This is a genomic window from Klebsiella sp. NPDC088457 (assembly GCF_044900465.1).
Lineage (GTDB): Bacteria > Pseudomonadota > Gammaproteobacteria > Enterobacterales > Enterobacteriaceae > Klebsiella.
The window spans coordinates 32,669-50,163 of sequence record NZ_JBJDNH010000041.1; the positions used below are offsets into that span (position 1 = coordinate 32,669).

Annotated in this window: 15 protein-coding genes, 1 tRNA gene and 1 pseudogene; 11 read left to right on the forward strand and 6 right to left on the reverse strand. The window is 55.9% G+C overall.

The genetic code is table 11. From position 1 onward, the window contains the following. Nucleotides 1–12 precede the first annotated feature (12 nt). The 4 genes from dsbC to lysS all read left to right on the forward strand — a co-directional run bounded on the left by dsbC (nt 13) and on the right by lysS (nt 5,213). Nucleotides 13–726, forward strand: a complete 714-nt coding sequence (dsbC, locus tag ACI2JR_RS21970) for a bifunctional protein-disulfide isomerase/oxidoreductase DsbC (RefSeq protein ID WP_132731919.1) — start codon at nt 13–15, stop codon at nt 724–726. 5 nt (nt 727–731) lie between these two features. Further along, a complete protein-coding gene (gene recJ, locus ACI2JR_RS21975) occupies nt 732–2,465 on the forward strand; it encodes a single-stranded-DNA-specific exonuclease RecJ (RefSeq protein ID WP_132731918.1) in 1,734 nt (577 codons plus the stop codon). A gap of 122 nt (nt 2,466–2,587) precedes the next feature. Beyond that, a protein-coding gene (gene prfB / locus ACI2JR_RS21980; protein WP_132731917.1) for a peptide chain release factor 2 occupies nt 2,588–3,686 on the forward strand; the annotation gives its coding sequence in 2 pieces (ribosomal slippage) (nt 2,588–2,662 and nt 2,664–3,686; 1,098 coding nt in all). A 9-nt stretch (nt 3,687–3,695) separates the two neighbouring features. After that, nucleotides 3,696–5,213, forward strand: a complete 1,518-nt coding sequence (gene lysS, locus ACI2JR_RS21985) for a lysine--tRNA ligase (RefSeq protein ID WP_462479471.1) — start codon at nt 3,696–3,698, stop codon at nt 5,211–5,213. 46 nt (nt 5,214–5,259) lie between these two features. On the opposite strand, the gene idi is transcribed toward lysS, so the two are convergent. After that, nucleotides 5,260–5,829, reverse strand: coding sequence for an isopentenyl-diphosphate Delta-isomerase (idi, locus tag ACI2JR_RS21990; RefSeq protein ID WP_132731915.1), 570 nt, complete (start codon nt 5,827–5,829; stop codon nt 5,260–5,262). Nucleotides 5,830–6,065: 236 nt separating this feature from the next. Here idi and actS point away from each other — a divergent pair, with 236 nt between their 5' ends. The 3 genes from actS (at nt 6,066) to ACI2JR_RS22005 (ending at nt 7,921) form a co-directional block, all read left to right on the forward strand. Then, a complete protein-coding gene (actS, locus tag ACI2JR_RS21995) occupies nt 6,066–6,785 on the forward strand; it encodes an amidase activator ActS (RefSeq protein ID WP_132731914.1) in 720 nt (239 codons plus the stop codon). Between the two features lie 80 nt (nt 6,786–6,865). Further along, a tRNA-Gly gene (locus ACI2JR_RS22000) sits at nt 6,866–6,939 on the forward strand. Nucleotides 6,940–7,606: 667 nt separating this feature from the next. After that, nucleotides 7,607–7,921: a hypothetical protein gene (locus ACI2JR_RS22005; protein WP_132731913.1), complete on the forward strand. Its 315-nt coding sequence runs from the start codon at nt 7,607–7,609 to the stop codon at nt 7,919–7,921. On the opposite strand, the gene ACI2JR_RS22010 is transcribed toward ACI2JR_RS22005, so the two are convergent. Beyond that, nucleotides 7,918–8,724 (reverse strand): DUF4225 domain-containing protein, encoded by an 807-nt coding sequence (locus ACI2JR_RS22010; protein ID WP_132731912.1) that lies wholly within the window; start codon nt 8,722–8,724, stop codon nt 7,918–7,920. The two genes, ACI2JR_RS22005 and ACI2JR_RS22010, sit on opposite strands and share 4 nt — an antisense overlap. A 526-nt stretch (nt 8,725–9,250) precedes the next feature. On the opposite strand from ACI2JR_RS22010, the gene ACI2JR_RS22015 reads away from it, so the two are divergent. The 4 genes from ACI2JR_RS22015 (at nt 9,251) to ACI2JR_RS22030 (ending at nt 12,218) form a co-directional block, all read left to right on the forward strand. Further along, nucleotides 9,251–9,565, forward strand: a complete 315-nt coding sequence (locus tag ACI2JR_RS22015; RefSeq protein ID WP_132731911.1) for a DUF1493 family protein — start codon at nt 9,251–9,253, stop codon at nt 9,563–9,565. A 311-nt stretch (nt 9,566–9,876) separates the two neighbouring features. Continuing rightward, on the forward strand, nt 9,877–10,419 hold the full coding sequence (locus ACI2JR_RS22020) for a type IV secretion protein Rhs (RefSeq protein ID WP_462479472.1): 543 nt from the start codon (nt 9,877–9,879) through the stop codon (nt 10,417–10,419). A 2-nt stretch (nt 10,420–10,421) separates the two neighbouring features. After that, nucleotides 10,422–10,778, forward strand: coding sequence for a putative T6SS immunity periplasmic lipoprotein (locus ACI2JR_RS22025; RefSeq protein ID WP_132730598.1), 357 nt, complete (start codon nt 10,422–10,424; stop codon nt 10,776–10,778). 384 nt (nt 10,779–11,162) lie between these two features. Next, a complete protein-coding gene (locus ACI2JR_RS22030; protein ID WP_132730597.1) occupies nt 11,163–12,218 on the forward strand; it encodes an NAD(P)-dependent alcohol dehydrogenase in 1,056 nt (351 codons plus the stop codon). Between the two features lie 48 nt (nt 12,219–12,266). On the opposite strand, the gene ACI2JR_RS22035 is transcribed toward ACI2JR_RS22030, so the two are convergent. The 4 genes and pseudogenes from ACI2JR_RS22035 to ACI2JR_RS22050 form a co-directional block, all read right to left on the reverse strand. Continuing rightward, entirely contained in the window at nt 12,267–13,217 is a 951-nt protein-coding gene (locus ACI2JR_RS22035) for an AraC family transcriptional regulator N-terminal domain-containing protein (protein WP_462479473.1), read from the reverse strand. A gap of 229 nt (nt 13,218–13,446) precedes the next feature. Next, the gene (locus tag ACI2JR_RS22040; RefSeq protein WP_462479474.1) at nt 13,447–14,715 is read right to left on the reverse strand and encodes a chloride channel protein; all 1,269 of its coding nucleotides are present in this window, start codon (nt 14,713–14,715) and stop codon (nt 13,447–13,449) included. 126 nt (nt 14,716–14,841) lie between these two features. Then, entirely contained in the window at nt 14,842–16,116 is a 1,275-nt protein-coding gene (gene fabF / locus ACI2JR_RS22045; RefSeq protein ID WP_462479475.1) for a beta-ketoacyl-ACP synthase II, read from the reverse strand. Nucleotides 16,117–16,135: 19 nt separating this feature from the next. Next, nucleotides 16,136–17,461 (reverse strand): annotated as a pseudogene (locus ACI2JR_RS22050) (DHA2 family efflux MFS transporter permease subunit); the annotation flags it as partial. Nucleotides 17,462–17,495: the final 34 nt, after the last annotated feature.

Here is a 17,495-nt window from a genome sequence, read left to right on the forward strand (position 1 = left end):
AAAGGACTGAGTATGCAAAAAGGTTTACTGATGTTCACTCTGCTGGCGGCAACGCTGTCCGGCGCGGCGCAGGCCGACAGCGCGGCCATCAAACAGTCGCTGGCCAAGCTGGGGGTGCAGAGCACGGATATTCAGCCTTCGCCGGTCAGCGGAATGAGCACCGTGCTGACCGACGGCGGCGTGCTGTACGTGACCGATGACGGCAAGCACGTCATCCAGGGGCCGATGTACGACGTCAGCGGCGCGCAGCCGGTTAACGTCACCAACTCGCTGCTGGTGGCTAAACTGAACGCGCTGGAAAAAGAGATGATTATCTATAAAGCGCCGCAGGAAAAACACGTCATCACCGTCTTCACCGACATCACCTGCGGCTACTGTCACAAGCTGCACGAAGAGATGAGCGACTATAACGCGCTGGGCATCACCGTGCGTTACCTGGCCTTCCCGCGTCAGGGGCTGCAAAGCCAGACCGAGCAGGATATGAAGGCCATCTGGTGCGCCAAAGATCGTAACAAAGCTCTGGATGAAGCCATGGCCGGCAAAGGCGTACCGACGGCGAGTTGCAACATCGATATCAGCAAACACTACACCCTTGGCGTGCAGTTCGGCGTTAACGGTACGCCGGCGATGGTGTTGAGTAACGGCTACGTGCTTCCGGGTTATCAGGGGCCGAAAGAGCTGAAAGCCTTCCTTGATGAGCATCAAAAACAGACAAGCGGTAAATAATTCGCGTGAAACCACAGATACAACTACGCCGCCGTGAGGCGGTTGCGGATGCCGCTCTCCCGGCCGACCTGCCGCCGCTGCTGCGGCGGCTATACGCCAGCCGCGGCGTACTGCGCGCGCAGGAGCTGGAGCGCAGCGTCAAAGGCATGCTGCCGTGGACGCAACTGAACGGCATCGATAAAGCGGTGGAGATGCTCTACGGCGCCTTCCAGCAGGAGCTGCACATTGTCGTGGTCGGCGATTTTGACGCCGATGGGGCCACCAGCACCGCGCTGAGCGTACTGGCGCTGCGGGCGCTGGGCTACAGCAACGTCTCCTACCTGGTGCCGAATCGTTTTGAAGACGGCTACGGTTTAAGCCCGGAAGTGGTCGATCAGGCCCACGCCCGCGGCGCGCAGATGATTATGACCGTGGATAACGGCATCTCCTCGCATGCCGGCGTCGATCGTGCCCACGCCCTGGGGATCCCGGTGGTAGTGACCGATCACCACCTGCCGGGCGATACGCTGCCGGCGGCGGAAGCCATCGTCAACCCGAATCTGCGCGACTGCGATTTCCCGTCGAAATCGCTGGCCGGCGTGGGCGTGGCGTTCTATTTGATGCTGGCCCTGCGGACGTTCCTGCGCGATAAAAACTGGTTTGAAGAGCGCGGCATTGCCGCCCCAAACCTCGCGGAGCTGCTGGACCTGGTTGCACTGGGCACGGTGGCGGACGTGGTGCCGCTGGATGCCAATAACCGCATCCTTACCTGGCAGGGACTGAGCCGCATTCGGGCGGGCAAGTGCCGTCCGGGGATTAAAGCGCTGCTGGAGATAGCCAACCGCGACCCGCGCAAACTGGCGGCCAGCGACCTCGGCTTTGCCCTCGGGCCGCGGCTGAACGCGGCAGGCAGGCTGGACGATATGTCGGTCGGGGTGGCGCTGCTGCTGTGCGATAACGCCGGCGAAGCGCGGATGCTGGCGAACGAGCTGGACGCCCTGAACCAGACGCGCAAAGAGATTGAACAGGGGATGCAGGCCGAAGCGCTAGCTCTGTGCCAGCAGCTCGAGCGCAGCAGCGAAACGCTGCCCGGCGGGCTGGCGATGTATCATCCGCAGTGGCATCAGGGGGTGGTCGGGATTCTGGCGTCGCGAATTAAAGAGCGCTTCCACCGCCCGGTCATCGCCTTCGCGCCAACCGGCGACGGGCTGTTAAAAGGCTCCGGCCGCTCCATTCAGGGGCTGCATATGCGCGATGCGCTTGAACGTCTTGATACGCTGAACCCGGGGCTGATCCTGAAGTTCGGCGGCCACGCTATGGCGGCGGGATTGTCGCTGGAAGAGGCGCGCTTTGAGGAGTTTCAGCAGCGCTTCGGCGAACTGGTCACCGAGTGGCTGGATCCGGCGCTGTTGCAGGGGGAGGTGGTCTCGGACGGCCCGCTGGATGCGGCGGAGATGAGCATGGACGTGGCCCATATGCTGCGTGAGGCGGGTCCCTGGGGACAGATGTTCCCGGAGCCGCTGTTTGATGGTCGTTTCCGCCTGTTACAGCAGCGCCTGGTGGGCGAGCGGCATCTCAAGGTGATGGTGGAGCCGGTGGGCGGCGGCCCGCTGCTGGACGGTATTGCCTTCAACGTTGATACTTCGCTATGGCCGGATAACGGCGTGCGCGAGGTGACGTTGGCCTATAAGCTCGATATTAATGAGTTCCGCGGCAACCGCAGCCTGCAGCTTATCATCGACCATCTCTGGCCGGTCTGACGAAAAAGTCGTCAACAAAGAGGCCGACTGAAGGGCGAAGTGTCTATAAAAGAGAGCGGGGATCCGGTACAATTCCGCTCTTATCACCGCATTTTGACGAATCCATTAAAAGAAAATCGACCATGTTTGAAATAAATCCGGTAAAAAACCGCATTCAGGACCTCACGGAGCGCTCTGACGTTCTTAGGGGGTATCTTTGACTACGATGCTAAGAAAGAGCGTCTGGAAGAAGTAAACGCCGAGCTGGAACAGCCGGACGTGTGGAACGAACCTGAGCGCGCGCAGGCGCTGGGGAAAGAGCGTTCTTCACTGGAAGCCATCGTTGACACCTTGGATCAGATGTCTCAGGGGCTGGAAGATGTTTCCGGTCTGCTGGAGCTGGCTGTCGAAGCCGAAGACGAAGAGACCTTCAACGAAGCCGTTGCCGAACTGGATGTGCTGGAAGAGAAACTGGCGCAGCTTGAGTTCCGCCGCATGTTCTCCGGTGAATACGACAGCGCCGACTGCTACCTTGACATTCAGGCCGGCTCCGGCGGCACTGAAGCGCAGGACTGGGCCAGCATGCTGACGCGTATGTATCTGCGCTGGGCGGAAGCGCGCGGCTTTAAGACCGAGATTATTGAAGAGTCTGAGGGTGAAGTGGCGGGCATTAAGTCCGTGACCATCAAGATTATCGGCGATTACGCCTACGGTTGGCTGCGTACGGAAACCGGCGTCCATCGTCTGGTGCGCAAGAGCCCGTTCGATTCCGGCGGCCGTCGCCATACCTCCTTTAGCTCCGCGTTCGTCTATCCGGAAGTTGACGAGGATATCGATATCGAGATCAACCCGGCGGACCTGCGTATTGACGTTTACCGTGCCTCCGGCGCGGGCGGTCAGCACGTCAACCGTACGGAGTCGGCGGTACGTATTACCCACATCCCGACCGGGTTAGTGACGCAGTGCCAGAACGACCGTTCACAGCACAAGAACAAAGACCAGGCCATGAAGCAGATGAAAGCCAAGCTTTATGAACTGGAAATGCAGAAGAAAAATGCCGAGAAGCAGGCGATGGAAGATACCAAATCCGACATCGGCTGGGGCAGCCAGATCCGTTCTTACGTGCTGGATGATTCCCGCATTAAAGATCTGCGCACCGGGGTGGAAACCCGCAACACTCAGGCGGTGCTTGACGGCAGCCTGGATCAATTTATCGAAGCAAGTTTGAAAGCAGGGTTATGAGGAACCAACATGTCTGAACAACAAGCACAGGGCGCTGACGCGGCAATTGACCTTAATAATGAACTGAAAAGCCGTCGTGAAAAGCTGGCTCAGCTTCGTGAGCAGGGTATCCCGTTCCCGAACGATTTCCGTCGTGACCATACCTCTGACCAACTGCACGCTGACTTCGATGCCAAAGACAATGAAGAGCTGGAAGCGCTGAACGTTGAAGTCTCTGTGGCTGGCCGCATGATGACCCGTCGTATCATGGGGAAAGCCTCTTTCGTGACCCTGCAGGACGTTGGCGGCCGTATTCAGCTGTACGTTGCGCGTGACGATCTGCCGGAAGGCGTCTACAACGAGCAGTTCAAAAAATGGGACCTCGGCGATATCCTCGCGGCGCGCGGCAGGCTGTTCAAAACCAAAACCGGCGAGCTGTCTATCCACTGTACCGAGCTGCGCCTGTTGACCAAAGCCCTGCGCCCGCTGCCGGACAAATTCCACGGCCTGCAGGATCAGGAAGCGCGCTATCGCCAGCGCTATCTGGATCTGATCTCCAACGACGAATCGCGCCACACCTTTAAAGTCCGCTCGCAGATTCTGGCCGGTATCCGCCAGTTCATGGTGGGCCGCGGCTTTATGGAAGTGGAAACCCCGATGATGCAGGTGATCCCCGGCGGCGCGTCTGCCCGTCCGTTCATTACTCATCACAACGCGCTGGATCTGGACATGTACCTGCGTATCGCGCCGGAACTGTACCTGAAACGCCTGGTGGTGGGCGGCTTTGAACGCGTGTTCGAGATCAACCGCAACTTCCGCAACGAAGGGATCTCCGTCCGTCATAACCCCGAGTTCACCATGATGGAACTCTACATGGCGTATGCGGATTATAAAGATCTGATCGAGCTGACCGAATCCCTGTTCCGCACCCTGGCGCAGGATATTCTGGGCAACACCGCTGTGCCTTATGGCGATCAGACCTTTGACTTCGGCAAGCCGTTTGAAAAACTGACCATGCGCGAAGCTATCAAGAAATACCGTCCGCAAACCGAGATGGCGGATCTGGATAACTTCGATTCGGCGAAAGCCATTGCCGAGTCCATCGGCATTAACGTTGAGAAGAGCTGGGGTCTGGGCCGTATCGTCACTGAAATCTTTGAAGAAGTGGCGGAAGCGCACCTGATTCAGCCGACCTTCATTACCGAATACCCGGCAGAAGTTTCTCCGCTGGCGCGTCGTAACGATGAGAACCCGGAAATCACCGATCGATTTGAGTTCTTCATCGGCGGCCGCGAAATCGGCAACGGCTTCAGCGAGCTGAACGACGCCGAAGACCAGGCGCAGCGTTTCCTGGATCAGGTGAACGCGAAAGCCGCCGGCGACGACGAAGCGATGTTCTACGACGAAGACTACGTGACCGCGCTGGAGCACGGCCTGCCGCCGACCGCTGGCCTCGGCATCGGTATCGATCGTATGGTGATGCTGTTCACCAACAGCCACACCATCCGCGACGTTATTCTGTTCCCGGCGATGCGTCCGGTTAAATAAGCGCGTCCGCGCAAAGCAAAACCCCGGCCACAGATGCCGGGGTTTTTTATTGCTGCGCTGTGCCGTCAGCCAGTGAGGCGGCGTAGTTTATCAGCGCCAGACGCGCATCCTCATCCGCCGCTTCGAGCACCATCCACGGGCTGAATGCCCACGGCGTGACCGCCAGAGCCTGCAGCAGCGCATCCAGTTCACACCACTGATAATCCATGACCTCATCGCTATTGGGCAACAGCGGGCTGGTAATCCGCGCGGCGTACACCGGGCACACTTCGTTTTCGACAATACCGTTTGGCGCCACCGCCCGATAGCGGAACTCAGGATGAACGGGCGCGACGTTGGCGATATCGACGCCCAGCTCAAAGCGGCTGCGTCGCGTCACGGCCTGTTCAAAGGTTTCACCTTCCTGAGGATGCCCGCAGACCGAGTTGGTCCAGACGCCCGGCCAGGCTTTCTTACCCAGCGAACGGCGGGTCACCAGCAGCTGGCCCCGTTGATTAAACAACCAGCAGGAAAACGCGAGGTGTAAAGGGGTATTGAGGGTATGGGCAGCATACTTTTCCAGCATGCCAGCGGGTTTATCCTGCTCATCGAGCAAAATGACATATTCCCCGGTCATGACAACTCCTGATCATAAAAATGACCCGGCACACACTCGCCAGGTCATGCACTCAGGGCCTAGGGTAGCCGATAAATGCGCGAAAGGCATTACCTAAACAGGCTACCCTAACAGTTGGCAACCGCGACGGAGCGCAGGTGACATAACAAGCGTATCGATTGGGGATCTGCCGGCGGGCTGGTATGATGGTCGTCCATTGTGACGAGATGAGAGCTGTGTTAAGTGCAGGACGCCAGATGAGAAAACGCTTTTTTATCACGATGATGTTGGTCAGCAGCCTGGTTATTGCGGGATGTTCCAGTACATCTGATTCCGGTTCCGTCTACACCGTCAAACGCGGGGATACGCTGTACCGAATTTCCCGTGCGACCGGCACCAGCGTCAAAGATCTGGCCCGACTCAATAACATCTCCCCACCCTATACGATTGAAGTTGGGCAGCGTCTGAAGCTGAACCCGGCGGCAGGGGCGGGCTCTACGAAGAGTGCGAAGAAAACCAGCGGTACGCGTACCGCGGCGGCGAAGCCGCCGGCCGCTTTGCCGCCGGTATCCTGGCCACCGGTGGGGCAACGCTGCTGGCGCTGGCCGACCAGCGGCAAGGTGGTGCTGCCTTACTCCTCTAATGATGGCGGGAATAAGGGCATCGATATCGCCGGCACGCGCGGGCAGGCGGTTTATGCGGCAGGGGCCGGCAAGGTGGTGTACGTCGGGAATCAGCTGCGCGGTTACGGTAATCTGATCATGATTAAGCACAATGAAGATTACATCACCGCCTATGCCCATAATGATAAGCTGATGGTCAATAATGGCCAGAGCGTGAAGATTGGCCAACAGATTGCCACCATGGGCAGCAGCGATGCCGATTCCGTGCGTCTGCACTTCCAGATACGCTATCGGGCCACCGCTATCGATCCGCTGCGTTATTTACCGCCGCAGGGCAGTAAACCTAAGTGCTAACAGGTTAATTTATCGGCAGTTAGCGTCATTCAGTCTTGTAACATGGTGCGTAAGGTCTATAATGACCCTCGCACCTCAATGCGGGCGTAGTTCAATGGTAGAACGAGAGCTTCCCAAGCTCTATACGAGGGTTCGATTCCCTTCGCCCGCTCCAATTCTCCTGAATAATCAATAAGTTAGATTGTTCAGTCAGTTACGTTGCCCTGCTTTACAGGTACAACTTAAACTACCCATTGTTCTACGCCCGCACCTGTCGCGTGATTGGTCTGTGGTACAGGGGAGCATATCATCACACTGGCAGTCGTTCCATCGCTCATACTGCGACAGTCCAACATGAACACAAAGCCGTCTACCCGGCATAATTCCCCGAACTTTCAGTGAAGCGCATTTTTGCCGATGCTCCCACATGCCACACGTCGTGGTGACGTTGCAGGGAATAAACAGGTTTATGGTGGTTTTGGTACTTGCAAACCACATGCAAGCTCTGCCAGCGGTTCGGCCTCGCTCCTTCGGGTACATGGTCATCCTGATAAACCCCACTGTCTGACATATCCTGATGTGGTCGCCTGGCGGCTCCGCACGTTGTCTTACCACCAACGGGCTTTATGGCTGCTATTGTCTGAAATCTGATAAATAGCAGAAACATCATGCGATCGTTAATCTTATATCGTCGCAATGTCCTGGCATCACCCAGAAGTTAAGAAAGGGGAGATGGAGTCTGACGAAAAGTTTCGGCTGGATTGCTGTAAAGTTCATCAGTATGATTGCTTGCACAATCAGCGATTGAGAAAAAACTTCTGGGAGATAAGGGACAAGACGATATGAAAGTGACTGATGAGGCTTTGTTACGTTCAGGGTTTACTCCATCGGATTTGCAGAAGATAAAAAACAACGTTGAAAGCTATGGTGGCACGTTGGGTGAGGCGATTCAGGATCTAGCTAATCGATTCAGGGTTGTTTTATGGATAGCATCGGCATGTCTGATGGTTTTTATCATTTTAGTGTTGTTTTCTGCGAAAGAAACCGTCGTGGGTGGTGGGATATCAATTCTGATCGCAATAGTCATCGTTGCATTTATTCAGCCGCCAGTCCTTTCTTATAAATCCTGGCGGTTCTGGAGAAAATTTAGAGGCTAATGGTTCGATGTGTCAGTAGAAAGCAGGTCAAATATTACTTTGGCCTTAAGCCCATAACCTACTATTTTCATCGTTAATTTTGGACGGCTCATCGTATCGACCTTGCGATAGAAATCACGGGGCATCCATTTAAATAGCCTCCATGCTTCGGGTCTTCTGGCTAATCCAAAGATGCTATATACACTTGCAGTTAACGTAATCGCGTTATAAATCGCAAGTCCTGTTTCAGGCTTGAAACCCATAAATTGGGCTGCTTCCATAGTGCCATCAGCCACAAATCCCTCTGTTTTATATTGTTTTCCATATATGCCAGGAATGATTTCTTTTGACAGACCGTTAATGCCATCAGTTACAAGGATAGCCCCTGCCAGCATACCTAAAGGTGTCATCGTAGCGACCATCAACGCACCGCCAGCAATTGCCATTCCAGAAACCACAATGTGAATAGCCGAAATCACGTATCCGACGATTTTATTATTTTCCTTAACAAACTCGACCTTCGCGTAAAGCTGTGCGGCTCTGGTTCTTAACAGGCGTTCTTGTTCGTGCAGATTATCCGTTTCGGCACGCAGATTTTTGATGCATGCAATGCATTCTTCATCGGTTTTGGCCCGTCGTGCAGTTTCAAATTCTTTCTCTACGACCTGTTTTATCTCTTCGACAAACTTGATACGTGTAAGACCATCTTGCAAATAGAATGCTGACAGCCGATTTGCTGTTTCGACGAGTTTCCGGGCTTCAAGATTCACCATGGTATCTGACCATGTTCTGTTCCAGCCCCTGTTGAGCAGCGCGATATCCATTAAAGACTCCTTCCCAAAATGTGTCTGGTCGTTTTATGTGCAACAAGGTCGAAGACAACAGGAAATACTTTCACAACCCGCCCCCGTGGGTGTCCCATCTCTTTATCCTCCCAGTTTACATCCTCCTGCTTAAAATATCCTTGGCTCTACATTCTCACGGCTTAGTAGAAAAATAGCTCCATCGCTCAAAATTGCAGCAAATTTAAAATATCTGACCGATTTTTGATAGTCTCGAAAGGACTACCTTTAGTGCCTGTACGAGGTAAGATTGATTACCGCCGTGCAACCAAAGGTACAAGCCTCTATCTCTTGTTTTCCGTAAGGTGTTCACAGGCTCCTTTGAGAAACGCAAAAGGACGCTCACAATTGCTTCGATACTCCGCAAAGATTGGGCATACACCACTAGTATCGGTGGTTATATTGGGCGCTGGGTACCGTGGATTGGTGTTGTGATCGCTGTTTACGATATTGGCGTCATTACTACTAATGTTGTTCATCGTTACCGATTAATTACGGGGAAATAGGTATGGATATCGATGCTACTGTTCACGGACTGATCGAAAAGCACTTTTGGAAGATGGACGATGATACATCACTGAGTGATGGTGATAATGTAGTGCTTCCAGAAGATATGGACTCATTCCTAAATGACTACTCTGAATCATTGAATGTAGATATCGAGAGTTCTAACTTTCGTCGCTATTTTCCCAGTACTGGCATTTGGTTTCTTCCAAACGCCATTCTTCCTGAATACCTCAAAACAGATCACCACAAACCAGAACCATTAACGGTACAAATGTTTATTGAAAGTGCTAAAGTCGGGCGCTGGCTCTACGACTGATCATCCGTGTCAAAGGTTTTGGTATACGAGCACTGCCCTTTAGTGATGTATGTGAATGAGTACAAGCTGTTCTTATTGGACTGACCCCACCACGGTTGTGGGGTCAGTCCAGGAGCGCTTGCTGGAAGAACTTGCGCCGACGCATGAGCAACGGGAGTTTATCGAGTCCATGCTACAAGAGGACGGGGATAATACCAATGGGGAATAGCGCTTGCACCGTCACTGCGTTTGATGAATGGCTAATGTTCGCGTATAGACTATTTCGACTTATGATTTTACGATTTAGATAAATCATACAAGAAGGACTGTTTATGAGCGCACAGACAGATGAAGGAACATTACGCCGGATGACGTTAGGCGAGATTGCAATGGCTCGCAGGGTGTTCGGTGATTCGATAGTGTATAGCCGTGTCTGGATTCATTGCGACAGTTATTTACCCTTCGGACTACAGAAACAAAACTATGCGATGACTCCCAACGGGGAGTTATGGTACAGAAAGCCGATGTATAGGGAAGACTTTTCCGCAAATTCGGTTTTCATCGAAGATAAATACGTTTTCATCCATGAACTGGGGCATGTGTGGCAACATCAGCACGGGCAATGGGTGAGAATGCGGGGCGCTTTTAGCTGGGCTGCTGAATATACCTACAGGCTGGATAAAGAAAAGCTCACTGATTACTCTCTTGAACAGCAAGCCTCTATTATAGCTGATTACTGGTTACTGCTGGTTTACGGGATCAGTAAGTGGTCTTACTACCAGAGACCTGGGCGCATGGGGATGTACAGGGGCATAGATTTGTTGCAGGATGTCCCTGCGCTTTACCAGAAAATCGTAACAGGGAAGGTGCGTTAAACATGAAGAACAAAATGTTGCTGGGTGTTGTATTTCTCTTAACAGGATGCCCTGGTCCTGGTGATCGAATGGTAGATCGTGAATCTACAACGGCATTTATCAAAGATAATCAAGTTTGTGTGGTTTCACCACTGGAGCCGCAGGAACGGATCACCGCTATTCAAATCAACAGCGATAAAAGCGACTCTCTTCACAAGGTTTTTGATGACAAGCCTGTTTATGTTCCTAAAGGTGAGTGTCTTCCTGTGTTCGGATTTAAGTTTACATCTGGAGAGCGGTATAACTTCGCGTATGACGTCCAATCTGATAAATCAGAGTCGCATTTAGTCACTGCTGAACTTTCTTATCCTAAAGAATAGGGGGCAAACTGCCCCCTTATATTCATTTCAATGCACGTACGTGATCAAGCAAGAGTTTCATGCGCACGTACTCCTCTTAATGCCTATCGTCTGTCACACTTGCTAAAGCTGCTAAACAACCCCTCGTTTGTGACTGGCTCTGTTTACTGGGAGGAGATCAGATCCTCCTGAACGGAAGGGCAGCGATAGATTCCGTGTGATAATTTTGATCGTCATTCCAGAGACCATGCCGGTCGATATACAGGTTGCTACCCGGCGATATTTTCCCGCTTGCCAATATCCATTGCTCAAGAGTAATAGGCAGTAATCAGGCAGGATCGGGCTCACCTGGTTATCCATCTGGCCGCTACAGTTCAGGAAGATTAATGCACAACTGGAGCAGCTATGAAAACGATGGGTTATGCCGCACTTAACGCCGCCACTCCGCTGGTTCCCTTTAGCTTTGAACGACGCGCCTTGCGCAGGAATGATGTGGCGATTGAGATCCTGTGGTCCGGGGTGTGTCACAGCGATCTGCATCAAACCCGGGACGACTGGAAAGAGTGGGGGCCGACCGTTTACCCCTGCGTTCCCGGGCACGAAATTATTGGCCGGGTGACTGACGTTGGTAGCGAGGTGAGTCGCTATCAGGTTGGGCAGATGGTGGCCGTCGGGACGATAGTCGACAGCTGCCAGGAGTGCGATCAGTGCCGTCGCCACGAAGAACAGATGTGCCGCGAATTTCCGACGGTAACCTACAATGGCCGCGATCGTATTTCGGGGGAGATCACCTATGGCGGCTATGCGAAACATATCGTGGTACGGGAAGAGTTTGTCTTAACGCTACCGGAAGCGCTCGATCCTTCCCGCGCCGCGCCGCTTCTGTGCGCCGGCATTACCGTTTACTCCCCACTACGAACCTGGAATGTGGGCCCGGGTTCACGCGTTGGTGTCATCGGCATCGGTGGCCTGGGGCATCTTGCCGTACGTCTGGCGCAGGCGCTGGGCGCCACGGTCACCGTGATCACCCGGAGTGCGGCAAAAGCTCAGGAGGCGCATGAGCTAGGAGCGAAGCATGTTTTACTCTCGACGTCAGCAGAGGATATGCAGCGGGCAGGCTCCTCTTTCGATGTGATTATTGACACGATTCCCACCCGCCATGATGTTTCTCCGTATGTGCAATTGCTGGATATCGAAGGGGCGCTGGTGATTGTCGGCAATCTGGGCGATATGGAGGGTTTCAGCACCTTACCGCTAATTCTGGGGCGCCGCCGCATTACCGGTTCACCTTCCGGCGGCATTGCGCAAACCCAGGAAATGCTGAATTTCTGCGCGCAGAAAGGGGTTTACCCGGAGTGCGAGATCATCCCCATACAGCAGATTAACCAGGCGTTTGAACGCATGGAGCGGGGAGAGGTGAAGTACCGTTTCGTGATTGATATGGCCTCGCTGTCCGCCTGATGATGGTGGCTGACATCGGCGCATCGATGTCAGCCGTTACGTGGACCTTCAGTCGGGGCGCGCCGTGCCAGCCGCCAGCGACAAGGCTTTATCGCCAATCGGCGTGATGCCAAACTGACGCTTGTACTCACGGTGGAACTGGCTGACGCTTTCATACCCCACGCTGATCGCCGCCGTCGAGGCATCCGCATCTTGCGACAATAACAATCGTCTGGCTTCAAGGAGGCGTAACTGCTTCTGGTACTGCAACGGGCTCATATTGGTCAGGCGGCGAAAATGGTGGTGCAGCGTGGAGACGCCCATGCCGGCAATCCGCGCCAGCGCTTCGACCTTTAACGGCTGCGCATAGTTATCGCGTAGCCAGTCGATGGCCACGGATATCCGTTGCCCACTCGAGCCCGTCAGCACGGTTTCCCGTAAGGTCCTGCCCGCCGGACTGGTTAAAATACGATACAGTATTTCGCGCTGAATGAGGTTATCCATGTAGCCTTTATCCTGTGGCTGTTCGTTCACGCTCAGATAGCGCAGCAGCGCATCAAGCAGCGGGCCGTCGGCCGGGCCCAGCGACATCCCCTCATCAGCGTATTCCGCATCATTCCCGTATTGTTTCATATCGATCATCACTTCCCGGGCGAGGGATAAGTCCAGCTGTAACAGCAGCGAGATGAACGGTTGCTCAGCGCTGGCCTGCATGACTTCAGCGACGGTTGGCAAATTGACGGCAGTCAGAAGAAAGTGGGATTCATTATAAACATAGGTTCTTTCGCCCAGCCTGACGCGCTTCTCTCCCTGAATAATCAGCGACACGCTGGGCTGGTAGAGATAGGCATAGGGAGGCATCGGGTGATGTAATTCGGCAACGCTGACGCCGGGAAAGGGGCAGAGAACCTTTTCACGCTGTCCGGTATAGGCTCTGATTTTGGCCCTAATCTCATCGCGTAGCGAGGCCGTTTCCTGTCGCAACCGTATGTTCTGTGAGTTTGGACGATCATCAGGCATGACCAGGCTCCTCAACTGAGTGATGTAGGCTTAAATCGGTAGCAGGGCAGATGAACGATCGGCCGTGTTGGCACCCACGATATTATTTACAAATAGCTTCCGCAAACAGACTGTGTTCTCCGCGCTGAGATTCACACTAAACGTTAAAACGTCTCTGACCGGGCCTGCGACGACGGCAAAGAACCGTTTACGCATCGGCCGGTCAGGTGATGAGGGCGACCCGCGGAGTTCAGAATGCATATTTCTTATCCAGTACCCGGCAGGTGATGAATGCCCCGGCGGCGCACAGCAGCGCGGGGGCTAAATAGCGGTGATCCATATGGGTGAACTCCATCACCAGCGCGACGGCGGTCATCGGCATCTGCATGGAGGCGGCAAGGAACGCCGCCCCGCCGACGAGGGCGAAGCTGCCCACGTCGCCGCCGGGGAACAGATATTGCCAGCCGGTGGCCAGCAGCAGGCTCAGCAGGGCGCCAACCGTTAACCCCGGCGTCAGCAGCCCGCCTTCGGCACCGCCGCGCAGTACGGCAAGAATAACCGCCAGCTTCAGTGCCAGCAGGAGTGCCGCAGCGTCAAAACCAAGGCCGCTGCTTATCGCCAGCTGCATGGGCCCTTTACCATTCCCCGGTAATTGTGGGAACCACAGGCTCAGCACGGCAAGTGCCGAGAATGCCAGCAGGCAAAATACCGGCATCTGCCAGTTGGTTTTGACCCGGGTGCGTACGCCGGTCGTGGCTTTGCGAAACAGCCAGGCGGCGGCGCCCAGCAGCGGGCTGGCAGCTATCGCCCAGCCGATAAAGGAGTGCGGCAGCGCTGCTGAGCTGAAGTGGTACTGAGATTCATCCCCCAGCCCCAGCGTGGCGACCCACGCCGCTATCGCCGAGGTTATTATCGCCGCCAGCGCTTTCTCCCAGCTGAACGACAGCAGCAGGACTTCCAGCGTAAATATCGCCCCTGCCAGCGGAACGTTATACACGGCCGCCAGGCCCGCTCCCGCGCCGCAGGCAATCAGAATCCGGGCTTCGTTTTCAGCAAGATCACATTTGCGCGCCACCATCCCCGCCGCCAGCGAACCCATCTCGCGTGGCGCGACTTCACGCCCCAGCGGGGAACCGAGGGCGACGGTAATAATCTGCAGCAGGGCATGGATCGTCGTGGTGCCCGCCGGCATCGGCGCGCAAGGGTTCGCCACGGCGGCGGCAATGGCGACGCGCTTCCTGCCATAGCGTGCCAGCAGCCACCAGCCAAAACCGGCGACGGCCCCGCCGCCGATGATCGCCGTCAGTCGGCGCAGATGCTGCGAGCCGGTAACGCCCTCGAGAAAGGTTTCGCTGCTGACAAGCTGGTCAAGGCTGTAGCCGAAGGCCAGATGCTGGACCCCATGTAAAATCAGCGCCAGCGCCATGCCGGCGATACCGGCGAGGATCCCCGTTAGCGCGACAGCAAGCAGGCGGATTAAATAATATCTGGCACCTGTCGGCTCTGATGGTTGGGTCATGGTGGTTGAACCTTAACGCGGAGGAAAACTTAATCATAAAGAAACTGAATTAAACCGTGAGTATCAATACGCGTTTTCACCTGGTGAAAGTCCCCCGCCGGCCTTTGCCTGAGGGGAACTGAACGACTATTCCCAGCGCTTCAGCAGCAGGCTGGCGTTGACGCCGCCAAAGCCAAAACCGTTCGACAGCGCATAACGCATATTTTGTGGACGAGCTACCAGCGCCACCAGGTTCAGGCCTTCCGCGTCTTCATCGGGGTGATGCAGGTTCAGCGTCGGCGGCACCAGCTGGTCACGCAGCGCCTGAATGGTGAAGATAGCCTCAATCCCGCCGGCCGCGCCCAACAGATGGCCGGTTGCTGATTTCGTGGACGTAATGGCGACGGGATGCGTGCCGAACAGGCTTTTTATCGCCGCCAGTTCACCTTTGTCTCCCACCTGAGTCGAGGTGGCGTGAGCATTGATATGGTCTATCTCTTCCGCTGCGACCCCCGCCTGACGAATGGCTATTTCCATGGCCCGACGCGCGCCGTTGCCGTCTTCCGGGCCAGCGGTCAGGTGATAAGCATCTGCGCTGGTGCCGTAGCCAACCAGTTCTGCCAGCGGCGTGGCGCCGCGCGCCAGCGCGTGTTCCAGCGACTCAATCACGATAAGCCCCGCGCCTTCTCCCATCACAAAACCGTCGCGGTCGCGGTCAAAGGGGCGGGAAGCCGCTTCCGGCCGGTCATTGGAGGCGCTGGAGAGCGCTCTTGCTGCGGCAAACCCGGCAAGGCTAACGCGATGGATCGCCGCTTCTGCGCCGCCGCAGAGGGCGATATCCGCCTCGCCGCTGCGGATCATCCGTGCGGCATCGCCAATGGCCTGCGCGCCTGCCGCACAGGCGGTGACCGGCGCGCCGATGGGGCCACGGAAACCGTGGGCGATAGACACATGTCCGGCGGCCAGGTTGGCAAGAAAAGAGGGGATGGTAAACGGAGACAGGCGGCGCGGCCCGCGTTCGTCCGTGGTATGTACCGCGTGGGCGATCTCGCTGAACCCGCCGATCCCGGTGGCGATCACCGTTGCGGTGCGATCTTGTTCTGCCGCCGATACAGGCGACCACCCGGCCTGCGTCAGCGCCTCACGCGCGGCAACCAGCGCAAACTCGATAAAACGATCCATTTTTTTGCGTTCCTTCGCCGGGATGGCCGCCAGCGGATCGAAGCCATGCAGCGGATCTTGTTCGACGGACGGAACCTGCCCGGCCACTTTGCAGGGAATATCCTCGACCATCTGCTCGTTAAGCCTGGTAATACCTGACCTCCCTGCCAGCAGCGACTGCCATACGTGCTGTACGCCGCAGCCCAGAGGGCTGACGATCCCCATTCCGGTCACGACAATACGTTTAGCTGAAACGCCCATAATTAACCCTCCTGTAATATCAGTGTGCCTGCGGCTTGTTCATCAAGGGAACCAGCAGCGCGGCGATCAAAAAACCGATCATGATGAGATAGAAAGCATCGGAAAATGCCTGCGTTCGCGCCTCCCGCAGCGTCAGAGCAGAAAGATTCTTCAGCGCCGCCGTATGAGCGGCATCCGGGGAGATCCCCTGAGCGACAAGGTTTGCCGCGCTGCGCTGGACAAAATCGCTCATTGCCAGGTTGGCGTTATTCAGATGATCCGCCAGACGGCTGTAATGCAAATTGGTTCTGTCGTTAAGCACGGTTCCGCACAGGGCGATGCCGATGGCGCCGCCGAGGTTGCGCATTAAATTAAACAGCCCGGAGGCCAGCTTAAGCCGGGCGGGCGGCAGGCTGCCCAGCGTCAGGGTCACGGTAGGCGCGACGGCAAACTGCTGCGCCAGTCCGCGAAAAGCCTGTGGCAGCAGCAGCTGGTCGGCCCCCCAGTCGTGGGTTATCGGGACAAAGCTGTACATCGAAACCGCAAAGCCGATCAGCCCGGCCATCAGCAGCCAGCGCAGGTCGACGCGGTTGGCGAGCCAGGAATAAAACGGGATCGACATCACCTGGAACAGACCGGTGGAAAATACCGCGAGGCCGATCTCCAGGGCGCTGAAACCGCGCACGCTACCGAGGTACAGCGGGGTTAAATAGATGGTGGCGAAGATGCCGACCCCGGCCATAAACGAGAAATAGCAGCCGAGGCTGAAGGTTCGGTCCCGCAGGGCGCGAAGATCCATGACCGGCTGCGGATGGCGCAGGGTGCGAATAATAAACGCCACGCCGCACAGCAGGGCGATCCAGCCGGTGGTCGCCAGGGTGGTGTCGTCAAACCAGCCCCAGCGCGGGCCCTCTTCGAGGGTATATTCCAGGCAACCGAGAGACGCCGCCAGCAGCAGGATACTGAGATAATCCGCGCCGCGCAGCAGCGAGGGGGCGGCGGTATCCACTTTTACCAGCAGCGGTACGGCAACCGCGATGTAAATCCCCGGAACGACGTTGATAAAGAACAGCCAGTGCCAGTTGAAGTTTTCGGTGATCCAGCCGCCCACCGTCGGGCCAAGCGTGGGGGCCAGAGAAGCCAGGCCGCCGATCGTCGCGGCGGCGATGACCCGCTGTTTGCCCTGGAAAAAGGCGAAGGCGGTGGTGAAAACCAACGGGATCATCGATCCGCCCGCCAGTCCCTGCAGGGCGCGAAAGGCGATCATACTCTGGATGTTCCATGCCCAGCCGCATAGCAGACTCATCAGCGTGAAGCCCGCCTCGTAAGCGGCAAACTTGCTGCGTGTAGAAATGTACTGATCTAGCGTGACTTAAAGCTTGATATTATTGATGTTGTCG